A 15,052-nucleotide genomic window follows, 5' to 3' on the forward strand; every position below is an offset into this window, starting at 1 on the left:
AGCACCTTTCAGGCTATAACATGAAAACAGTGGCTGCTTTTATTCTTAAACTATCCACCGATCGGAGGCGCTCTGGACAAGGACAATCTGGACATAAAAAAGTTGTTTGAAGAGGTGGATAAATCCTCCGGTGAAATCGTAAATCTCACTCCTAATGCCAGTAATACCGTGCAGCCTGTAGCTCTGATGCGGCTTGGAGTATTTGTTCCTACGCTTAAGTCACTGAAAAACCGCAAAAAGAACACACTTTCGCGTACTGATGCGTCGGAAGAACTGACGCGTCTGTCTCTCGCCAGGGCCGAGGGGTTTGATAAAGTGGAGATCACCGGTCCCCGCTTGGATATGGATAATGACTTCAAGACCTGGGTAGGGGTGATCCATTCCTTTGCCCGACATAAAGTTATTGGCGATAAAGTTGAGCTGCCGTTTGTCGAATTCGCCAAACTCTGTGGGATCCCCTCCAGTCAGTCATCCCGGAAGCTCCGGGAACGTATCAGTCCTTCACTTAAGCGTATCGCGGGTACTGTGATCTCGTTTTCCCGCACAACGGAGAAGCACACCAAAGAGTACATTACGCATCTGGTACAGTCGGCTTACTATGATACGGAAAAAGATATCGTTCAGCTGCAAGCCGATCCGCGCCTCTTTGAACTCTACCAGTTTGACCGGAAAGTGCTGCTGCAGCTCAAGGCCATCAATGCCCTGAAGCGCCGGGAGTCCGCTCAGGCTCTTTATACCTTTATAGAGAGTCTGCCGCGGGATCCGGCGCCGATATCACTGGCGCGTCTACGGGCCCGTCTGAACCTGAAATCCCCTGTGTTCTCGCAGAACCAGACGGTGAGGCGTGCCATGGAGCAGCTCCGGGAGATTGGCTATCTGGATTACACTGAGATCCAGCGTGGGCGCACAAAACTCTTCTGTATTCACTACCGCCGGCCCAAGTTAAAGCCACCTCATGATGAGAGTGTGGAGAACCCGCAACTGCCAGCCACACCGGGTGACGTCAGTCCGGAGATGGCTGAAAAACTTGCGCTTCTTGATAAACTGGGCATCACACTTGATGACCTGGAGAAACTCTTCAAATCCCGCTGAACATAATCTGTAGTGAGTTATCCACTACTGTTTACTTATTACAGCTTATATTACTGCCTCTGGTGAGTGTTCTGCTCACTACAGCTTATATAAGCAGTGATGAGAGCAGCCCATACCGGAAGCATATCCCTGATCCACAAACTTTTCAGAATGGCATTCCTGTTACTGCAGGAGCCCTGTGAATCCGTCGTTCTCCCTCCATGTATCGTAATATGCTCACTACAGCTTATCTCAGGGAAGATTTACTCACCACAGCTTATATAAGCTGTGGTGAGTGACGTTGTCATGTCAGGACGGGAGTATCCGGAGGATCTGTGCGGCTGGGACGGGGGTGATCACCCAGCTCTCTATCTGCCTGACATAGCTTATATCTGTTAGCGGGACCAGACGAACCTCATCTTTTGGTGGGCACTCGCGTCGTGCCTGTGTTTTTTCAGACAGCGCCCGCACTGGTTATGGATACAGTTAGTCTGGATATACGACTTGTTCTTAAACTCCGGTATTACTTCATTACCCGGATATTTTTTACATCTATCTTTATACCATCCCAGTCCCGATCCACTTCTCCTTCAATATGAACCTTATCCGCAGGCGAGGCTGTTTGACCCATCCAGTATTTGTTATCGATGTCCACATAAACAGTACCGCTGCTGTCACGGAATTCATAAAGCTCGTGACCGACTTGCCTGATAATGTTGCCTTCCAGTACCACCCACGCATCATCCCACTGTTTTTTAGCCTGTGAAACCGATGTCTGGGTGGGGGCCAGGCCTGTAAATCCTCCCTGAACATACCCGGGCTGCTCTACGGAAGAAACAATGTCCGTTTGCCGGGCAAGCGAACTGAAAGAAAGAGTGGTAATAATAAGAGTGATTAAAGTTTTTTTCATTTCTGTTTTCCCTGAAAAAAATTCTTGGAAAACTTAATGAGCAAATCTTAACTAAACCTTAAGCGAAACTAAGCGACAGGGTATTTGCTCCTTTTTCCTGATTACATCCGATGGATAAACTTTATCCAGTGGGTGCTTTCATGGGAGGCTCTTACCCCCGGAGAGCATAAACATTACAGAGCAATACACGAGGCCTGGTTCTTACTTCTCTGTTTTAGCGTGAAGGTTGCCGTGATTTTTTTCATCTCTTACGGAGTGCCCTGCCTAAAGCCACCGGAGGCAAAGATACATCCGGATAATCTCACAGCCCGAAGCATTACATAATAATTTCACGGATGTTAAGAACTTATTTTTATTATGTTTTTTCTAATCCTGGTGTGGCTGATTTTTATATTTTTGAAAGTTTATATTTATTTTTTCTTTTTTGATATATGTCTTTTCATGTGCAAAAATATTTGCATTGCAGATATTTTGATTTTTTGTGTTGTGGCGATCTTTTATGCTGAATTTTGTATGGCAAATAGATTCTTGCCCTACTTTTTTTGATTTTTTGGTGGTGTATTCTTGTTTGTTTTGTTTGTATGGTAGAAAGGATTGCAAAAATGATCTTTTTCAAAACAAACATCTGTATATAATTCCCGGCATAAAGTTTGTTTCCTTTGGAAATTTTCTGTCACAACACCAGATTGAGCCGGAGATAATCCAATGATGCTGAACAGAAAAGATGCTGATTATTATTTGGGCAAAGAAATCATGCTGGCCAGAATAAGAAGAGGGGCGCTGATACCTGCAAAAGTAAATGAGGAACATTTCTGGTTACTCATCGGTATATCATCCATTCACAGCGAGAAGATTATTCAGGCACTCAGGGACTACCTTGTTTTTGGTGTGTCCAGAAAGGATGTCTGTGAACGCTATGAAGTGAACAACGGGTATTTCAGTACCAGTCTGAACCGCCTGTCACGTATCAGTCAGGCCGCAGCGCAGATGGTTGTTTACTATTCATAAGTCTGTGTTGTTCACGGACTGAAGGACAGCTTCCGCCAGGTATTAAAAACAGATAACAGACACTGAATTTAATTCAGATGCGTATTTGTGCGCCTGTTTTACAGAGCGGTTATTAAATATGTCGGATGACAACTCAGGATTTTTACGCCGTCACGTCATGGCTGACTTTATTTCTGCCCTGTCCGGGAAGGAATAAAGCCAGCCATGCTGGAAAATGTGAATGTGTATTTTCATTTTGTGAAAGTCAAAAAATTAAATTCAAGAGGTTATATACATGAAAAAGAGCATTATTGCTTCCATTATTGCACTGGGTGTTCTGGGCGGGACTGCACACGCTGCCAATGAAGTGACTTTCCTGGGGTCAGTGAGCGCCACGACCTGTGACCTGACCACTTCTGTCAACGGCGCAGCTCAGCCGAACCAGGTTGTTCAGCTGGGTACCGTTCAGGCTAACCAGACGGGTAATGCTGTTGAGTTCGCCATGAAGCCGGCTGACCCGACCGCACAGGCTTGTGGAAACCTGGCTCAGAAAACGGCCACTATCACCTGGGCTTCTGCTGCCCTGGATGGTAAAGGCTTCGGGGCAACCAGCGGTACAGCTGCTGATGCCAAGGTACTGGTTGACAGCGTGAACTCCAAAGCACCGGGTGCTGTAAATGCTAACGCCAGTTCAGTTGACTTCGACGGCGCTAACCTGACCACCGACGGCCTAAAGTTCACTGCAAAACTGAAGGGTGGCCAGACTGAAGGTGACTTCAAATCTGTGGCATCTTTCGCGGTGACTTACAAGTAATCACCCGTAAGCAGAACCTTACATATTTTATTTAAATGACGCGGCGTACGGCGGTGCGCCGCATTTAATTACCTTGTTCGTTGTTTTTATATCGCTGATTGCAGGCCGGGACAGCACCTGTATATTCATCCCGCCATCCTGCATTCCGTTATTACCTGTTTAACAGGAAATTGTATTTTCCGTGCAATTTCCTCCGGAGAGGGACTGTCTGAGTCAGGGGGTTGTTGTGTCATTTCATCACCGGGTATTTAAACTGTCGGCGCTGAGTCTCGCCTTATTTTCTCACCTGTCTTTTGCCAGTACTGACTCAGAGCTTAACCTGGATTTCCTGCAGGGAATGGGCGCCATTCCCTCCGTATTAAAATCCGGTTCGGATTTTCCGGCCGGACAGTATTATGTCGACGTCATTGTTAACCAGGAAAACGTGGGTAAGGCCCGTTTATCCATTACGCCACAGGAAGAGTCAGCAAACGCCCTGTGCCTGTCGCCGGAGTGGCTGAAAGCTGCCGGGGTTCCTGTCCGCCTGGAGGGGTATGCCTCCACGCTGAATGCTGCCGGGCAGTGCTATGTCCTCAGCCGCAACCCCTATACCAGGGTGGACTTCAGCTATGGCTCCCAGAGCCTGGTGTTCAGTATTCCCCAGTCGTTCCTGGTCGGTAAAACGGACCCCAGCCGCTGGGACTACGGCGTGCCGGCGGCGCGCCTGAAGTACTCCGCCAACGCCTCGCAGACGTCCGGGCAAAGCACCAGTGCCTATGCGAATGCCGACCTGATGGTCAACCTTGGCCGCTGGGTGCTGGCCAGTAACATGAGCGCATCCCGGTACGCTGACGGCTCCGGTGAGTTCACCGCCCGGGATATCACGCTGTCCACCGCCATCAGCCAAGTGCAGGGGGACCTGCTGCTCGGTAAATCCCAGACCCGCAGCGCCCTGTTCTCTGATTTCGGCTTTTACGGGGCGGCACTGCGCTCCAACAGTAACATGCTGCCGTGGGAGGCCCGCGGGTATGCCCCGCTTATCACCGGGGTGGCAAACTCCACCTCCCGCGTCACCATCAGCCAGAACGGGTACACCGTGTACTCAAAAGTGGTGCCGCCCGGCCCGTACCAGCTGGATGATGTCCGCTCCGTGGGGAACGGTGACCTGGTGGTGACCGTGGAGGATGCGTCCGGCCACAAAACCACCACCGTCTATCCGGTCACCACCCTGCCGACGCTGCTGCGTCCCGGGGAGATTGAATACAACGTGGCGGCCGGTCGCAAGTCCAGTAACTATCAGCTGAAAAAACCGTTCCGGGACGGTGAAAGCGGCACGTTCTGGATGGGAGGCGTGGGGTACGGCTTTGACTCCACCACGCTGAATGCCGCCTCCATCCTGCACGGTAAATACCAGGCCGGCGGGGTGAGCGTGACGCAGGCCCTGGGGGGCTTCGGCGCCGTGTCTGCCGGGATGAACCTGTCACAGGCGAAATACGACAACAGGGACAACAAGCGCGGGCACAGCGTCAGCGCCAAGTATGCCAAAAGCTTCTCTGACAGCTCGGACCTGCAGCTGCTGGCCTACCGTTACCAGAGTAAGGGGTATGTGGAATTCGCGGACTTCTACAGCACGGACCGGTATACCCGCTACAACACAAAATCACGCTATGAGATGCGCTTCTCGCAACGTCTGGGGAACAGCAACCTGAACCTGGCCGGCTGGCAGGAGGACTACTGGTGGATGAAGGGAAAGGCCACCGGGGGCGATGTCTCCCTCAGCACCACCATTCTTGATGGTGTGTCGGTCTTCCTGAACGGCAGCTACAGCAAACGCCCGTACCTGGACAAACCGGACTACAGCACGTCGCTCTCCTTCAGCATTCCGTTCACCCTGGGTGGCGTGCGCCATTACAGCAGTACCGGACTGAGCTACAGCAGCAGCGGCAGGATGGGGATGAACAGCGGGGTGTCAGCAAGTCCGACGGACCGCCTGAGCTACGGCCTCAACACCAACCTGAGTGATAAGGGCGACCGCAGCCTGAGCGGCAACCTCTCGTATGGCTTTGATGCCATCCAGACCAACATGATGCTGTCGCAGGGACGTGATAACACCACCGTGTCAGGCAGCGTGAGCGGCACCATTCTGGGCACGGCAGACAGCGGCCTGATGATGACGAAGGAAACCGGGAACACGCTGGGCGTGGCGCGCATTCCGGGGGTGAAGGGCGTGAGGATTAACGGCTCAGCCCCCACCAACAGCAAGGGATACACCGTGGTGAACCTGTCGGATTACTCCCTGAACCGGGTCAGCGTGGACATGGAAAACGTGCCGGATGACCTGGAGCTGCAGACCACCTCCTTTAACGTGGTGCCGACGGAAAAAGCTGTCGTGTACCGTGAGTTTGGCGCCGAGCATGTGCTGCGCTACATCCTGCGGGTGAAGGAGCGTGACGGACGGATACTGAACGGGGGCAGCGCGCAGACGGAGCAGGGACTGGATGCCGGGTTCATTGCCGGTAACGGCGTCCTGCTGATGAATATGCTGAGCGCGCCGTCACGGGTCAGCGTCGAGCGGGGGGACGGCAGCGTCTGCCATTTTTCAGTGAAAGGTATTGTGCCCAATACCGGCAAAGTTCAGGAGGTTTATTGTGAATAAGATGATGAAGTGGGGACTGGTGTCCCTGCTGTCCCTGGCCGTCAGCGGGCAGGCCATGGCAGCCTTTGTGCTGAACGGCACGCGTTTTATCTATGAGGAAGGGAGAAAGAACACCTCATTTGAGGTGACCAACCAGGCGGATGAGACCTTTGGCGGCCAAGTGTGGATAGACAACACCACCCAGGGCAGCAGTACGGTGTATATGGTACCGGCGCCGCCGTTCTTTAAGGTCAGGCCCAAAGAAAAGCAGATTATCCGCATCATGAAGACGGACAGCGCGCTGCCGTCAGACCGTGAGTCGCTGTTCTGGCTGAACGTTCAGGAAATCCCGCCGAAGCCAAAGGCGTCGGAAGGGAATGTCTTGGCGGTGGCCGTGAACACGAAGGTGAAGCTGATTTACCGGCCGAAAGCGCTTGTTGAGGGACGCCGTAATGCCGAGAAGAACCTGCAGATTACGCACCGCGGCGGTGAGGCTTACCTGAAGAACCCGACGCCGTACTACTTTGCGGTCACCGGGGTGAAACTGAACGGACAGCCGGTCAGGCTGAACGACAGGGTGATGAATGAGATTGCGCAGCTGGCGCCGAAGAGTGAGGTGGCGCTGGGGAAACTGTCGCTGAACGGAACGGTGACGGTACAGGCTGTTAACGACTGGGGCGGCACCCAGGACTACACGCTGAAATGAGCCGGGAGGGCAGGATAATGAAACAGAAAGAATACCGGACCGTGTGGATAACGCGACACATGCGTGCGGGCATGCTGGCCGCCGGGCTGCTGCTTCCCCTGGTGGCCGGGGCGGCGGCGCTTTTCAGTGGTGGGAATGGGCTGGATATCAGGTTTTTGCTTCGGTTTCGTTGGTCAGGATTTTGGATGTTGTAACTATTTGCATGACCGGGGCCCGGCGCATCGCGACGGGAGGTACTAATGTTGTTTCCGAACCGGCGCGGACGTGAGTCCGCTGCAAGGGCGGGCATTCTCCTCTGGAACCTGTCCACAGGGCAGGTGATGAACAGGTTATTTATTTATAAGAGAGAAAGATTATGTCTTTAAAAGAAGTACAGATCTGGGGTTTAAAGGAAACCACGCACTTTGAAATCAGGTCGCCTGGCGCTTTGTCAGTATATCGGTTGTAACTTTATGGAAAGGTCCCTTGCAGTTATTTGTGAGTAACTGAATATTGCGACCGGAAATGACTCAGGCGGGAACATTTCTGGCCATTCTGGCAGCAGAATGAGAGATATTTTAGCAGGAAGAACGAGCGTTCCGCGCAGAAAACAGGCGGCGCCCGGCGACAGACGTACAAAATCCTCCGACGTCAGCCGGATTTTCATAATCTGGTGGGTTATATGGGGACGGTGGCCATGGTCAGTCGCGTGTAGTTTTTGCCCCGCGACATCATCATGCGCTCTTTCACGCGCCGCTGCAGCTCCCGCTTCATGGCATCAAGCCCGCCGGTAAAGCGTCCGCTGGCGTATTCCCGCGTCAGCTGCTGTTTCACCAGTGTTTCGATGTCCTTACGGGTTCTGTCCGCGTCACGCCGCGCCCGGGCGCGTTTCAGTCCGTGCAGTTTACGTTCAGACTGGTAGCTGCGGAACCGTTCGCGCACAAATCGCCAGGCTTTCGCTATCAGTTCGTCCATCTCCAGTGGCTCCAGATTCTGCTTTTTGCGCTGCTGATTTTCCCATTCGACACGACTGCAGCGGGCGGCCATAACAGCCACGTCAGAAACGTCGAGCGCGGAGAACAGTGCCGGCGTGAAGGTGATATCAGTCGGGATGTTGCAGCCAATCTGCGGATCGTACTCGGTCTGGTAGGTAATCAGCCCCAGCTCTGCCATAAACTTCAGCGCCCGTGTGGCGCGGGTGATGGACAGATTACCACTTTTTGACTCAGTGGCCAGACCGCACTCTATAGCCAGATTGGTGATGGATCTCTGTACACGGTTGGCCAGTGGATCATAATGGAAGCACAACCCCTGAAGCAGCGCATCGATGGCACGACGGCGCAGCAAAGGCGGCATCCGGTGACGCTTTCCCAGCGAACGAACGAACGCCACATGGACGGAAAAATCAAAACGGGACGTGAACCCTTCGGCTTTCGCCATCAGCTTACGACAGAACGGCAGGGTCTTTTTCCCTTCTCTCGGCGTGAATTCCGGATTCGGATTTTTGACCTGTCGGTAATGAGTGAACAGTGTTCGGGTGTCAGTCACTTCTGCCTGCACTTACAATGCACGGAAGGAGTAAATGCCACAGAAACAAGTATTGAAATTTTCTGAGCATAAAACTATACTCCCTGCATAGCCTGATTGGTGGCTATACAGTTTAAGTAGGCCCCGTTAATCTTTCGTTCCCGCCAAGAAATGAGAAGATTATCGGGGTTTTTGCTTTTCTGGTCCCGGGTAGGCACCTCATCAGAACCAGTTCCCTGCCACCTTACGGCGTGGCCAGCCATCAAAATTCTTTAGACGATCAGCAATCTAACACTCACTGACGAGACGATCAAGAAAGTTACTCATTCACCTTCTTATCTCAGGCTCTTTTAGCCATTTCCCGTTCAATTAGTAGCTCAATCATTTGAGCCTGAGTAGTTCCAGTCTCTTCACAAAGCTGCTGCAAGCTTTCTTTATGTATGTTTTGTATGAAAACATTGAGCTCTTTATGCGTCGTCTTTTTTCGTGAAATAGATAATCTCTTCTTCTCAGCGGAAGATAAGGGATTACCCTTTCTGTAAATGCGTTTCGATGAGGAAGTTACTGCATTTTCAATCTGCGACATCTCTGTCTCCTCAAGGATCAAACCTAGATCGTTTGCAGAGAATACTACAGATTTCTAAAATCAGCGACTTACTTTATGAACGTAACCTGTGTTGGCGCACGGTTTACGTTTCAAGATCGTTTCCTGGGATGTCAGTACGTCTGTTTCCAGTCCGTTCCCTGCGCCCAGCGGGATGTCCAGTGGTTCAGGTAGCTGCGGGCTAGGACTGAGTCATCCCAGACGACAGCACGTTCTCCGAATTCGAACGGTCTGCTGCACGGGAATAGTTAAACGATCCCACTTCGGTGTGGCGACCGTCGCTCGTTTTTCCCGGATTGCCGGGGCTGGACAACGACGCGAGCGGCGGAGGCGTCAGGATAAATTGTTATTGCCTTCCCTAGTGGTGGCACGATCATTACGCTCCATCCCGGCCAGAATCAGCACGGCCGCGTTTTCCAGAGTTTCCTGTCCCGCGCCGCCCGGTATCACTGTCACGTTCTTCTCCGTGGCCTTCTTAACCGGCATCATTATCATCACCGGCGAGCCCTGCAGCGCAAGCGTATGTGCCAGTCGGTTACTGGCATCCAGTATGCTTTTCGTGTTCACGTTTCCACCCCTGATTTTATGCCCTTTCAGGACGGCGGCCGCCGCACTACTGATATCTTCACTGGTGAGCGCGCCTTCATAATGACTGGTGGCAAAAATACCGTTGTGATACGCAAGCCAGGCATCCGCCCTCGCTGATTTCCAGCCCCTTCTGTGCGGCTTTCAGCGAGTTTTCCCACTGCTGTACAAATGTGGGCCAGTACTTAAACACATAGCGGACCTGCGGCCTAGCTTCACAGCCTGCAGCATCGGGGTAAGGCCGGTGCCACGCCGTACAGACGATCTTTCTGTTTCATCCGTTCACTCATTATACTGGGCTTCTCCGGTTCAGACCGTCTGCGCCAGCACCGCGCGGAGTTCCGCTTTTCTGGCGTTCTGCGCCCGGACCTTTGCCAGTCGCGCCAGCGCGTACTGTTCTTCCTCCACGGTAATATGCTCCGTCACATACCCTTCCGTGTCATATCGGCAGGCCCCGGCTTTCATCGCGCTGAGATATGCTTCAGAACGGGCAATCGCTTTCAGCGCACGGATTATCTTTTTGTGTGACAGCGGGATACCACGCCTGGAGGCGTCCTCAAACAGCGCCTCACGCACGCCACAGGCGAAAAGACGGGGCGTGTCGCCGTCAAACAGCCCCGGCCACCAGGGTTTCAGCGTGCTGACCGCTTCCTCCACTGACTGAAATCGCAGGTAGATGGACAGATCTTTTCTTGCCCGGGCTTTTTTTTCTGCCAGTGACGCTTCCCGGACAGCCCTGTCAGCCAGTTGCTGTTTCTTCACCTTCCACTTCGGGGGCGTGGTGACGTTAATAATGGTTTTGCGGCTGCGGGCCGGCGCTTCCCCATCCGTTTTCCGTTTCAGTGTCAGTACCGGTCGTTTCTGCTCAGTCATGCTGTATGCTGCCCCTGCCAAATCCTGCTCATACCGCCAAAGATACCACACCCGTCACATCGCCAGAACGCCCAGGGCAGCCAGATGGCAGGTGTAGAATACCGGGAAAAAATCAGCCGGCCAGAACCGGGGCCGTGATTTGCCTGTCAGCGAAACAAGCCATACCGTCAGCCCGGTCACCAGAAGTCCTGCCACCGCCGCGGCATCACTGGTGACCAGATTCAGCGCGGGGACGGCCACCACCAAGCAGGCCGCAAGCGCCAGATGTTCTTCAGTATCTGTGATCCGGTACAGCCGGTAACAGATGACCAGCACCAGCACGCCGGCAACGCCGTAGCTGGTTCCGGACAGGGGTATCCACGCCGTCAGCAGTAACAGCGCGGCCGCAGAGTGAAACAGGCAGCGCTGCTCACACCACTTCAGCGCCTGCGCGGTCACCGCAAAGGCAAACAGAATATTCCCTTCATACCACGGAAATCCCGCCAGAAAATATCCGGACTGCGCGATAACCGCCCATCCCCACAGCCGGTTAATCGCAGACTGGCGGATATGCGTATGCCGGGACAGGTTCAGCCCCCACACCAGGGCAAACAGCGGAAACGCCCCGCGCCCGGCCAGAAACAGCCACTCTTGGTTCAGGTGCAGGATACGGTTAATATGGTCAGCCACCATCAGCAGCAGCGCCACGGTTTTGATGAGATCTCTCTGTCCCGGCGACCAGGCCAGCAGTCGCTGCAGCCGGGTATCCACCCGGACTGCCCGCGAATCGTTACGTGTGGCGTTATCCATCGTCATCGTGGTTTATCTTCCCGTATCAGTCCCCGCCCGGGGTTTTCTCTTTCTGCAGGTCACGCACCATCTCCTGCTCCATCTGCTGCAGCCGCTCCCAGCCCCGGTTTTCCCGCGCCGGGCTGCACGTTACTGTCAGGAATATCGCCCCACACCCTGCCGCCGGTAATGGCGACGGGATTCCATGGACGCCCGTCACCGGCAATTCGCACCACCACGCCGCTGTCGGGGTTCTCCCGGGCAATCCGGACGCCATCCTGCATGCTACCAGCCAGCAGGCTTTCGCCGTTACGACTGCCCTGCAGGGCCACAAACTGCGCCTCTTCACTGCCTTTCACCCGACCTTCCCCGGTGAATCCCCGCAGCCCGGCACCGTCATCCGTTGTCAGCGGGTTCAGCCAGATACCGGCGGATTTACCGTTACGGTCAAACGCCGGCAGCGCCACATATGGCTGCGGATACTTGCGCCCCGGTGCAATAAAACGCGCCCGGCTGTCTCCCTGCGCCAGTCCGGCGTTGCGCAGCACGGCACGGCCGGCAGCCACGTCCCGCAGTTCCCGGGCGGTGCTGAACAGGCGCTCTGCGTTCATCATCTCACGCTCTGATTTAGGCTCCAGCACGTCATGGGCCGTGCCCTTTTGCTCCGCACTGTTGATGGCCTTAACCCAGCCCTGACGGTCGTCGGTGTACACCTGCACATGCTGCTTCATACGCGACAGCGCCACATACGCCGACTCAAAACCGGCCATCTGTTTCCGGCCCCCTTCGGTTCCCTACAGCGCAATGGCAAACGTCTCACTGGCCCCCCCCCCCCCCCCCCGGATAGTTTCCGGATTGTACAGTGTGACGCCCTCTGCCGCTGCTTCCCGGGGGGAAATCAGGCGCGTGTTGCCGTCGGCATCCTGCAGGGTTATCAGCCCGTCCTCCTTACTGATACCGGCAATCCGGTGATACACATTATCCACCAGGGCAAGCGCGCCCTGATGATTCTCCCAGGTGGACAGACGGCGCAGCTCCCCGTCACGGATATTCGCGGTGGTAAGTACAGGGACAGTGACCTGCTGCTCACTCGGTTTAGCCAGTGCATCCTGAATCATACTGTTCAGCACCCGACGATCCTCATTCAGATGCGTGACAATCAGCGTCTGCTCCCGGGCCATCATCGTAAGTTCTGCCACCCGCTCCCGCTGACCGGCAGCACCGCCCTGACCACTGATAATGGCCAGTGACGGGCGGTCCCGGGCCAGGACACTCACCGCGTCGCTGTAACTTCCCGTGCGGGGCACGCTCTTCTCCGGATGGACGGTCACCCGGTTCTGCTTCATGATATCGCTGCTGAGTGCCCGGACAGACAGCTCATCGAGCACATGAATACCTGAGGTGAACAGTCCTTTCTCCCGGTCGAGGGGGATAAGCTGTTCGCGGCTGATGGCTTCATCAATCCCGGCCCGGGCCTTCTCAATCACGCCGGCTTCCGGCGGCAGCATCCCGACCGTTCTGGCCAGCACGTCGGTATACGTAAACTGAACCTTCCGGTCGCTTAACCCGGCAATGGCCTGCGTCACCGCCTGCTGAATATCCGGCTGCTCCTGTGACGGAACAGGCTGCGCTGCCTGTATTTCCGCCCTCCTGTCCGCAGCCTCACGGTATGCGCTGATATCAAAACCGGTATCTTTCAGGGTCTGCATCCACTCAGCCATTTTCACTTCCGGATCGACATGCTGTTTGGATTTACGCGTATCCAGCGCCGCCACATCCCGGGATTTCAGCGACGCGTCATCACCTACTGCTTCCCGTATAGTCTGCGAACGACTGGAAAAGGCCTCCACCGGGACACCGGGCATCTCCCACATACCGTGCTTACCGACCACTTCCGTTTCATAGCCCAGCGCTTCAACCTTCTCTTTCAGCACCGCGCGGTAAATCTTCCCGAAGGCTATCTGGTTAGCATAGACATTCTCGATAAATCCCGTTTTTCCCACCTTATCGCTGCTCAGGGTCTTCCATTCCCCGTCATGCTGCGTGACGTTGGCCACCACGGCATGGGTATGCAGCTGCGGCTCCTGGTCACGACTGGTGTCATGGTTGAACAGCGCCATCACCAGATTACCGGTGAGCACCGTTTCTGACTGCCCGTCCGTCATCACCCTGGTGGAGGCCAGCGCTTCCACCTGACGGACAGCGATATCCACCGCCTGGTTGTGTGCCTCAGTCAGGCGTTTATCGCCTGCCAGCATGGCCATCAGGGAAACACTTTTGGGGGCAGAGAAGGTCAGATCATAGCCGGGGCGGTGTTTGTTGCCGCCGTCCTGCTGCCGGCTCAGATCAGCCCCGTCGGGCAGTCTGCCTTCCAGTACCCGGGTGAACACCTCCTTATCGACGGCGCCCTGCAGCCCCAGCTGCTCCGCGCCTTTTCCGGCCCAGCGTTCCTCCAGACTGCACAGCACGTAGTAGTTATCCCTGTCGCTGTAATAACCGGCGGCACTCCCCGCTGACCGGACCTGTGCAATGCTCATCATAAATGTATATCCCTTTGACATATCCCATCACAAAAACCATAATGGATATACGTAAGACATATCCCTGTAAGGAGGCACATGATGGAAACCAGCGTATTTCTCAGTAACCGAAGTCAGGCGGTCAGACTGCCAAAAGCAGTGGCATTGCCGGAACATGTAAAACGTGTGGAAGTTATCGCTGTCGGGCGAACCCGGATCATCACGCCGGCCGGAGAATCGTGGGATGAATGGTTCGACGGGAACAACGTCAGCGCCGATTTTATGGATAACCGGGAACAACCCTCTGTGCAGGAACGGGAATCATTCTGATGCTGAAGTTTATGCTGGATACTAACATCTGCATTTTCACGATAAAAAACAAACCTGCCAGCGTCAGGGAGCGTTTTAACCTGAACCAGGGGAGAATGTGTATCAGCTCGGTCACCCTGATGGAGCTGATTTACGGTGCCGAAAAAAGCCAGATGCCCGAAAGAAATCTCGCTGTGATAGAGGGGTTTGTTTCCCGACTTGATGTTCTGGATTATGACACGCCGGCCGCCACCCATACGGGGCAGATCAGGGCAGAGCTTGCCCGTCAGGGACGCCCTGTCGGGCCATTCGATCAGATGATTGCCGGTCACGCACGCAGCCGGGGACTGATTGTTGTCACGAACAACACCCGGGAGTTTGAACGTGTGGGTGGACTGAGAACTGAGGACTGGAGCTGATACCGCCATCAGAAATCATCTCCCGGCTCCGGTTCATCCTTTCCGTGCCCACGGTGAACGTTGATATTCACCTCCTCCCGCCGTTGCATCTGCTGCTGAGTATTCACCTCCTGCTCCTGCTGCCAGCGCTCATACGCCGCCATGTCCACCACCTCACCGGACGCATTAATCCCGGGGGGCAGTGGCTGCTCTTCGTCTTCCGGCTTCATTTTCAGTTCCTGTCCGACACCGCCTGCAGGCGTATTCACGGCGGTACCCGCCGCTGCTGATTTTTTATCGCTGACAACCGTGGGCTGTGGCTGTTGCGGCTGTTGCGGCTGTTGCGGCTGTTGCGGCTGTTGCGGCTGTTGCGGCTGTTGCGGCTGTT

16 protein-coding genes and 6 pseudogenes are annotated in these 15,052 nt (G+C 54.5%); 9 read left to right on the forward strand and 13 right to left on the reverse strand.

Annotation, left to right across the window (positions count from 1 at the left end; all coding sequences use genetic code 11):
• The first annotated feature begins 102 nt into the window (after window positions 1–102).
• Window positions 103–1,092 carry a RepB family plasmid replication initiator protein gene (locus ACLJRU_RS21640; RefSeq protein ID WP_000461383.1) on the forward strand — a complete coding sequence of 330 codons (990 nt, stop codon included), beginning with the start codon at window positions 103–105 and terminating at the stop codon, window positions 1,090–1,092.
• Between the two features lie 321 nt (window positions 1,093–1,413).
• Here the strand turns inward: ACLJRU_RS21640 and ACLJRU_RS21645 are convergent.
• Together ACLJRU_RS21645 and ACLJRU_RS21650 are read right to left on the reverse strand one after the other, a co-directional pair.
• Window positions 1,414–1,542 (reverse strand): annotated as a pseudogene (locus ACLJRU_RS21645) (recombinase); the annotation flags it as partial.
• A gap of 52 nt (window positions 1,543–1,594) precedes the next feature.
• Window positions 1,595–1,981: a YgiW/YdeI family stress tolerance OB fold protein gene (locus ACLJRU_RS21650; protein WP_001541549.1), complete on the reverse strand. Its 387-nt coding sequence runs from the start codon at window positions 1,979–1,981 to the stop codon at window positions 1,595–1,597.
• Window positions 1,982–2,686: 705 nt separating this feature from the next.
• Here ACLJRU_RS21650 and pefB point away from each other — a divergent pair.
• The 5 genes from pefB (at window position 2,687) to ACLJRU_RS21675 (ending at window position 7,296) form a co-directional block, all read left to right on the forward strand.
• Window positions 2,687–2,989 (forward strand): transcriptional regulator PefB, encoded by a 303-nt coding sequence (pefB, locus tag ACLJRU_RS21655; RefSeq protein WP_000979451.1) that lies wholly within the window; start codon window positions 2,687–2,689, stop codon window positions 2,987–2,989.
• A 274-nt stretch (window positions 2,990–3,263) separates the two neighbouring features.
• Window positions 3,264–3,782, forward strand: coding sequence for a major pilin PefA (gene pefA, locus ACLJRU_RS21660; protein ID WP_079961207.1), 519 nt, complete (start codon window positions 3,264–3,266; stop codon window positions 3,780–3,782).
• A gap of 226 nt (window positions 3,783–4,008) precedes the next feature.
• Window positions 4,009–6,417 carry an outer membrane usher protein PefC gene (gene pefC, locus ACLJRU_RS21665; RefSeq protein WP_187790683.1) on the forward strand — a complete coding sequence of 803 codons (2,409 nt, stop codon included), beginning with the start codon at window positions 4,009–4,011 and terminating at the stop codon, window positions 6,415–6,417.
• On the forward strand, window positions 6,410–7,102 hold the full coding sequence (gene pefD / locus ACLJRU_RS21670; protein WP_001038509.1) for a fimbrial chaperone PefD: 693 nt from the start codon (window positions 6,410–6,412) through the stop codon (window positions 7,100–7,102). Before pefC ends, pefD begins: the two co-directional genes overlap by 8 nt.
• Window positions 7,103–7,119: 17 nt before the next feature.
• Window positions 7,120–7,296 carry a hypothetical protein gene (locus ACLJRU_RS21675; protein WP_162299956.1) on the forward strand — a complete coding sequence of 59 codons (177 nt, stop codon included), beginning with the start codon at window positions 7,120–7,122 and terminating at the stop codon, window positions 7,294–7,296.
• A gap of 463 nt (window positions 7,297–7,759) precedes the next feature.
• Here the strand turns inward: ACLJRU_RS21675 and repA are convergent, their stop codons facing one another.
• Together repA and tap are read right to left on the reverse strand one after the other, a co-directional pair.
• Window positions 7,760–8,641 carry an incFII family plasmid replication initiator RepA gene (repA, locus tag ACLJRU_RS21680; RefSeq protein WP_001676666.1) on the reverse strand — a complete coding sequence of 294 codons (882 nt, stop codon included), beginning with the start codon at window positions 8,639–8,641 and terminating at the stop codon, window positions 7,760–7,762.
• Window positions 8,622–8,699 (reverse strand): RepA leader peptide Tap, encoded by a 78-nt coding sequence (gene tap, locus ACLJRU_RS21685; protein ID WP_001541552.1) that lies wholly within the window; start codon window positions 8,697–8,699, stop codon window positions 8,622–8,624. The genes repA and tap overlap by 20 nt, the downstream gene beginning before the upstream one ends.
• 88 nt (window positions 8,700–8,787) lie before the next feature.
• On the opposite strand from tap, the pseudogene ACLJRU_RS21690 reads away from it, so the two are divergent.
• Window positions 8,788–8,910 (forward strand): annotated as a pseudogene (locus tag ACLJRU_RS21690) (replication protein RepA).
• A 38-nt stretch (window positions 8,911–8,948) separates the two neighbouring features.
• On the opposite strand, the gene ACLJRU_RS21695 reads toward ACLJRU_RS21690, so the two are convergent.
• The 8 genes and pseudogenes from ACLJRU_RS21695 to mobF form a co-directional block, all read right to left on the reverse strand.
• Window positions 8,949–9,194 (reverse strand): replication regulatory protein RepA, encoded by a 246-nt coding sequence (locus tag ACLJRU_RS21695; protein WP_000078115.1) that lies wholly within the window; start codon window positions 9,192–9,194, stop codon window positions 8,949–8,951.
• 131 nt (window positions 9,195–9,325) lie between these two features.
• A pseudogene (locus ACLJRU_RS21700) lies at window positions 9,326–9,495 on the reverse strand (phospholipase); the annotation flags it as partial.
• Window positions 9,496–9,545: 50 nt separating this feature from the next.
• Window positions 9,546–9,743 (reverse strand): hypothetical protein, encoded by a 198-nt coding sequence (locus tag ACLJRU_RS21705; protein WP_223155440.1) that lies wholly within the window; start codon window positions 9,741–9,743, stop codon window positions 9,546–9,548.
• Window positions 9,717–9,990: pseudogene (locus tag ACLJRU_RS21710) on the reverse strand (disulfide bond formation protein DsbA); the annotation flags it as partial. The gene ACLJRU_RS21705 and the pseudogene ACLJRU_RS21710, both read right to left, overlap by 27 nt.
• Window positions 9,991–10,106: 116 nt before the next feature.
• Window positions 10,107–10,670 (reverse strand): fertility inhibition protein FinO, encoded by a 564-nt coding sequence (locus ACLJRU_RS21715; protein WP_000139307.1) that lies wholly within the window; start codon window positions 10,668–10,670, stop codon window positions 10,107–10,109.
• 54 nt (window positions 10,671–10,724) lie between these two features.
• Window positions 10,725–11,465, reverse strand: a complete 741-nt coding sequence (gene traX, locus ACLJRU_RS21720) for a conjugal transfer pilus acetylase TraX (RefSeq protein WP_000177630.1) — start codon at window positions 11,463–11,465, stop codon at window positions 10,725–10,727.
• 53 nt (window positions 11,466–11,518) lie between these two features.
• Window positions 11,519–12,184, reverse strand: coding sequence for a conjugative transfer relaxase/helicase TraI domain-containing protein (locus tag ACLJRU_RS21725; RefSeq protein ID WP_408990119.1), 666 nt, complete (start codon window positions 12,182–12,184; stop codon window positions 11,519–11,521).
• A 360-nt stretch (window positions 12,185–12,544) separates the two neighbouring features.
• Window positions 12,545–13,978: pseudogene (gene mobF / locus ACLJRU_RS21730) on the reverse strand (MobF family relaxase); the annotation flags it as partial.
• An 81-nt stretch (window positions 13,979–14,059) separates the two neighbouring features.
• Here mobF and vapB point away from each other — a divergent pair.
• Both vapB and vapC read left to right on the forward strand, forming a co-directional pair.
• Window positions 14,060–14,287, forward strand: a complete 228-nt coding sequence (gene vapB / locus ACLJRU_RS21735) for a toxin-antitoxin system antitoxin VapB (RefSeq protein ID WP_000450263.1) — start codon at window positions 14,060–14,062, stop codon at window positions 14,285–14,287.
• Window positions 14,287–14,685: a type II toxin-antitoxin system tRNA(fMet)-specific endonuclease VapC gene (gene vapC / locus ACLJRU_RS21740; RefSeq protein ID WP_000911322.1), complete on the forward strand. Its 399-nt coding sequence runs from the start codon at window positions 14,287–14,289 to the stop codon at window positions 14,683–14,685. Before vapB ends, vapC begins: the two co-directional genes overlap by 1 nt.
• 8 nt (window positions 14,686–14,693) lie before the next feature.
• On the opposite strand, the pseudogene ACLJRU_RS21745 reads toward vapC, so the two are convergent.
• Window positions 14,694–15,052, reverse strand: a pseudogene (locus tag ACLJRU_RS21745) (conjugal transfer protein TraD); the annotation flags it as partial.

Origin of the sequence: Salmonella sp. SAL00653 (genome assembly GCF_046552515.1) — a bacterium.
GTDB classification, from domain to species: Bacteria; Pseudomonadota; Gammaproteobacteria; order Enterobacterales; family Enterobacteriaceae; genus Salmonella; species Salmonella enterica.

Bases quoted from the DNA above. Each gene is read 5' to 3' on its own strand.
- ACLJRU_RS21650 (WP_001541549.1), bottom strand. From the start codon at position 1,981: ATGAAAAAAACTTTAATCACTCTTATTATTACCACTCTTTCTTTCAGT.
- pefB (WP_000979451.1), top strand. From the start codon at position 2,687: ATGATGCTGAACAGAAAAGATGCTGATTATTATTTGGGCAAAGAAATC.
- pefA (WP_079961207.1), top strand. From the start codon at position 3,264: ATGAAAAAGAGCATTATTGCTTCCATTATTGCACTGGGTGTTCTGGGC.
- ACLJRU_RS21675 (WP_162299956.1), top strand. From the start codon at position 7,120: ATGAAACAGAAAGAATACCGGACCGTGTGGATAACGCGACACATGCGT.
- tap (WP_001541552.1), bottom strand. From the start codon at position 8,699: ATGCTCAGAAAATTTCAATACTTGTTTCTGTGGCATTTACTCCTTCCG.
- ACLJRU_RS21695 (WP_000078115.1), bottom strand. From the start codon at position 9,194: ATGTCGCAGATTGAAAATGCAGTAACTTCCTCATCGAAACGCATTTAC.
- ACLJRU_RS21715 (WP_000139307.1), bottom strand. From the start codon at position 10,670: ATGACTGAGCAGAAACGACCGGTACTGACACTGAAACGGAAAACGGAT.
- traX (WP_000177630.1), bottom strand. From the start codon at position 11,465: ATGACGATGGATAACGCCACACGTAACGATTCGCGGGCAGTCCGGGTG.
- vapB (WP_000450263.1), top strand. From the start codon at position 14,060: ATGGAAACCAGCGTATTTCTCAGTAACCGAAGTCAGGCGGTCAGACTG.
- vapC (WP_000911322.1), top strand. From the start codon at position 14,287: ATGCTGAAGTTTATGCTGGATACTAACATCTGCATTTTCACGATAAAA.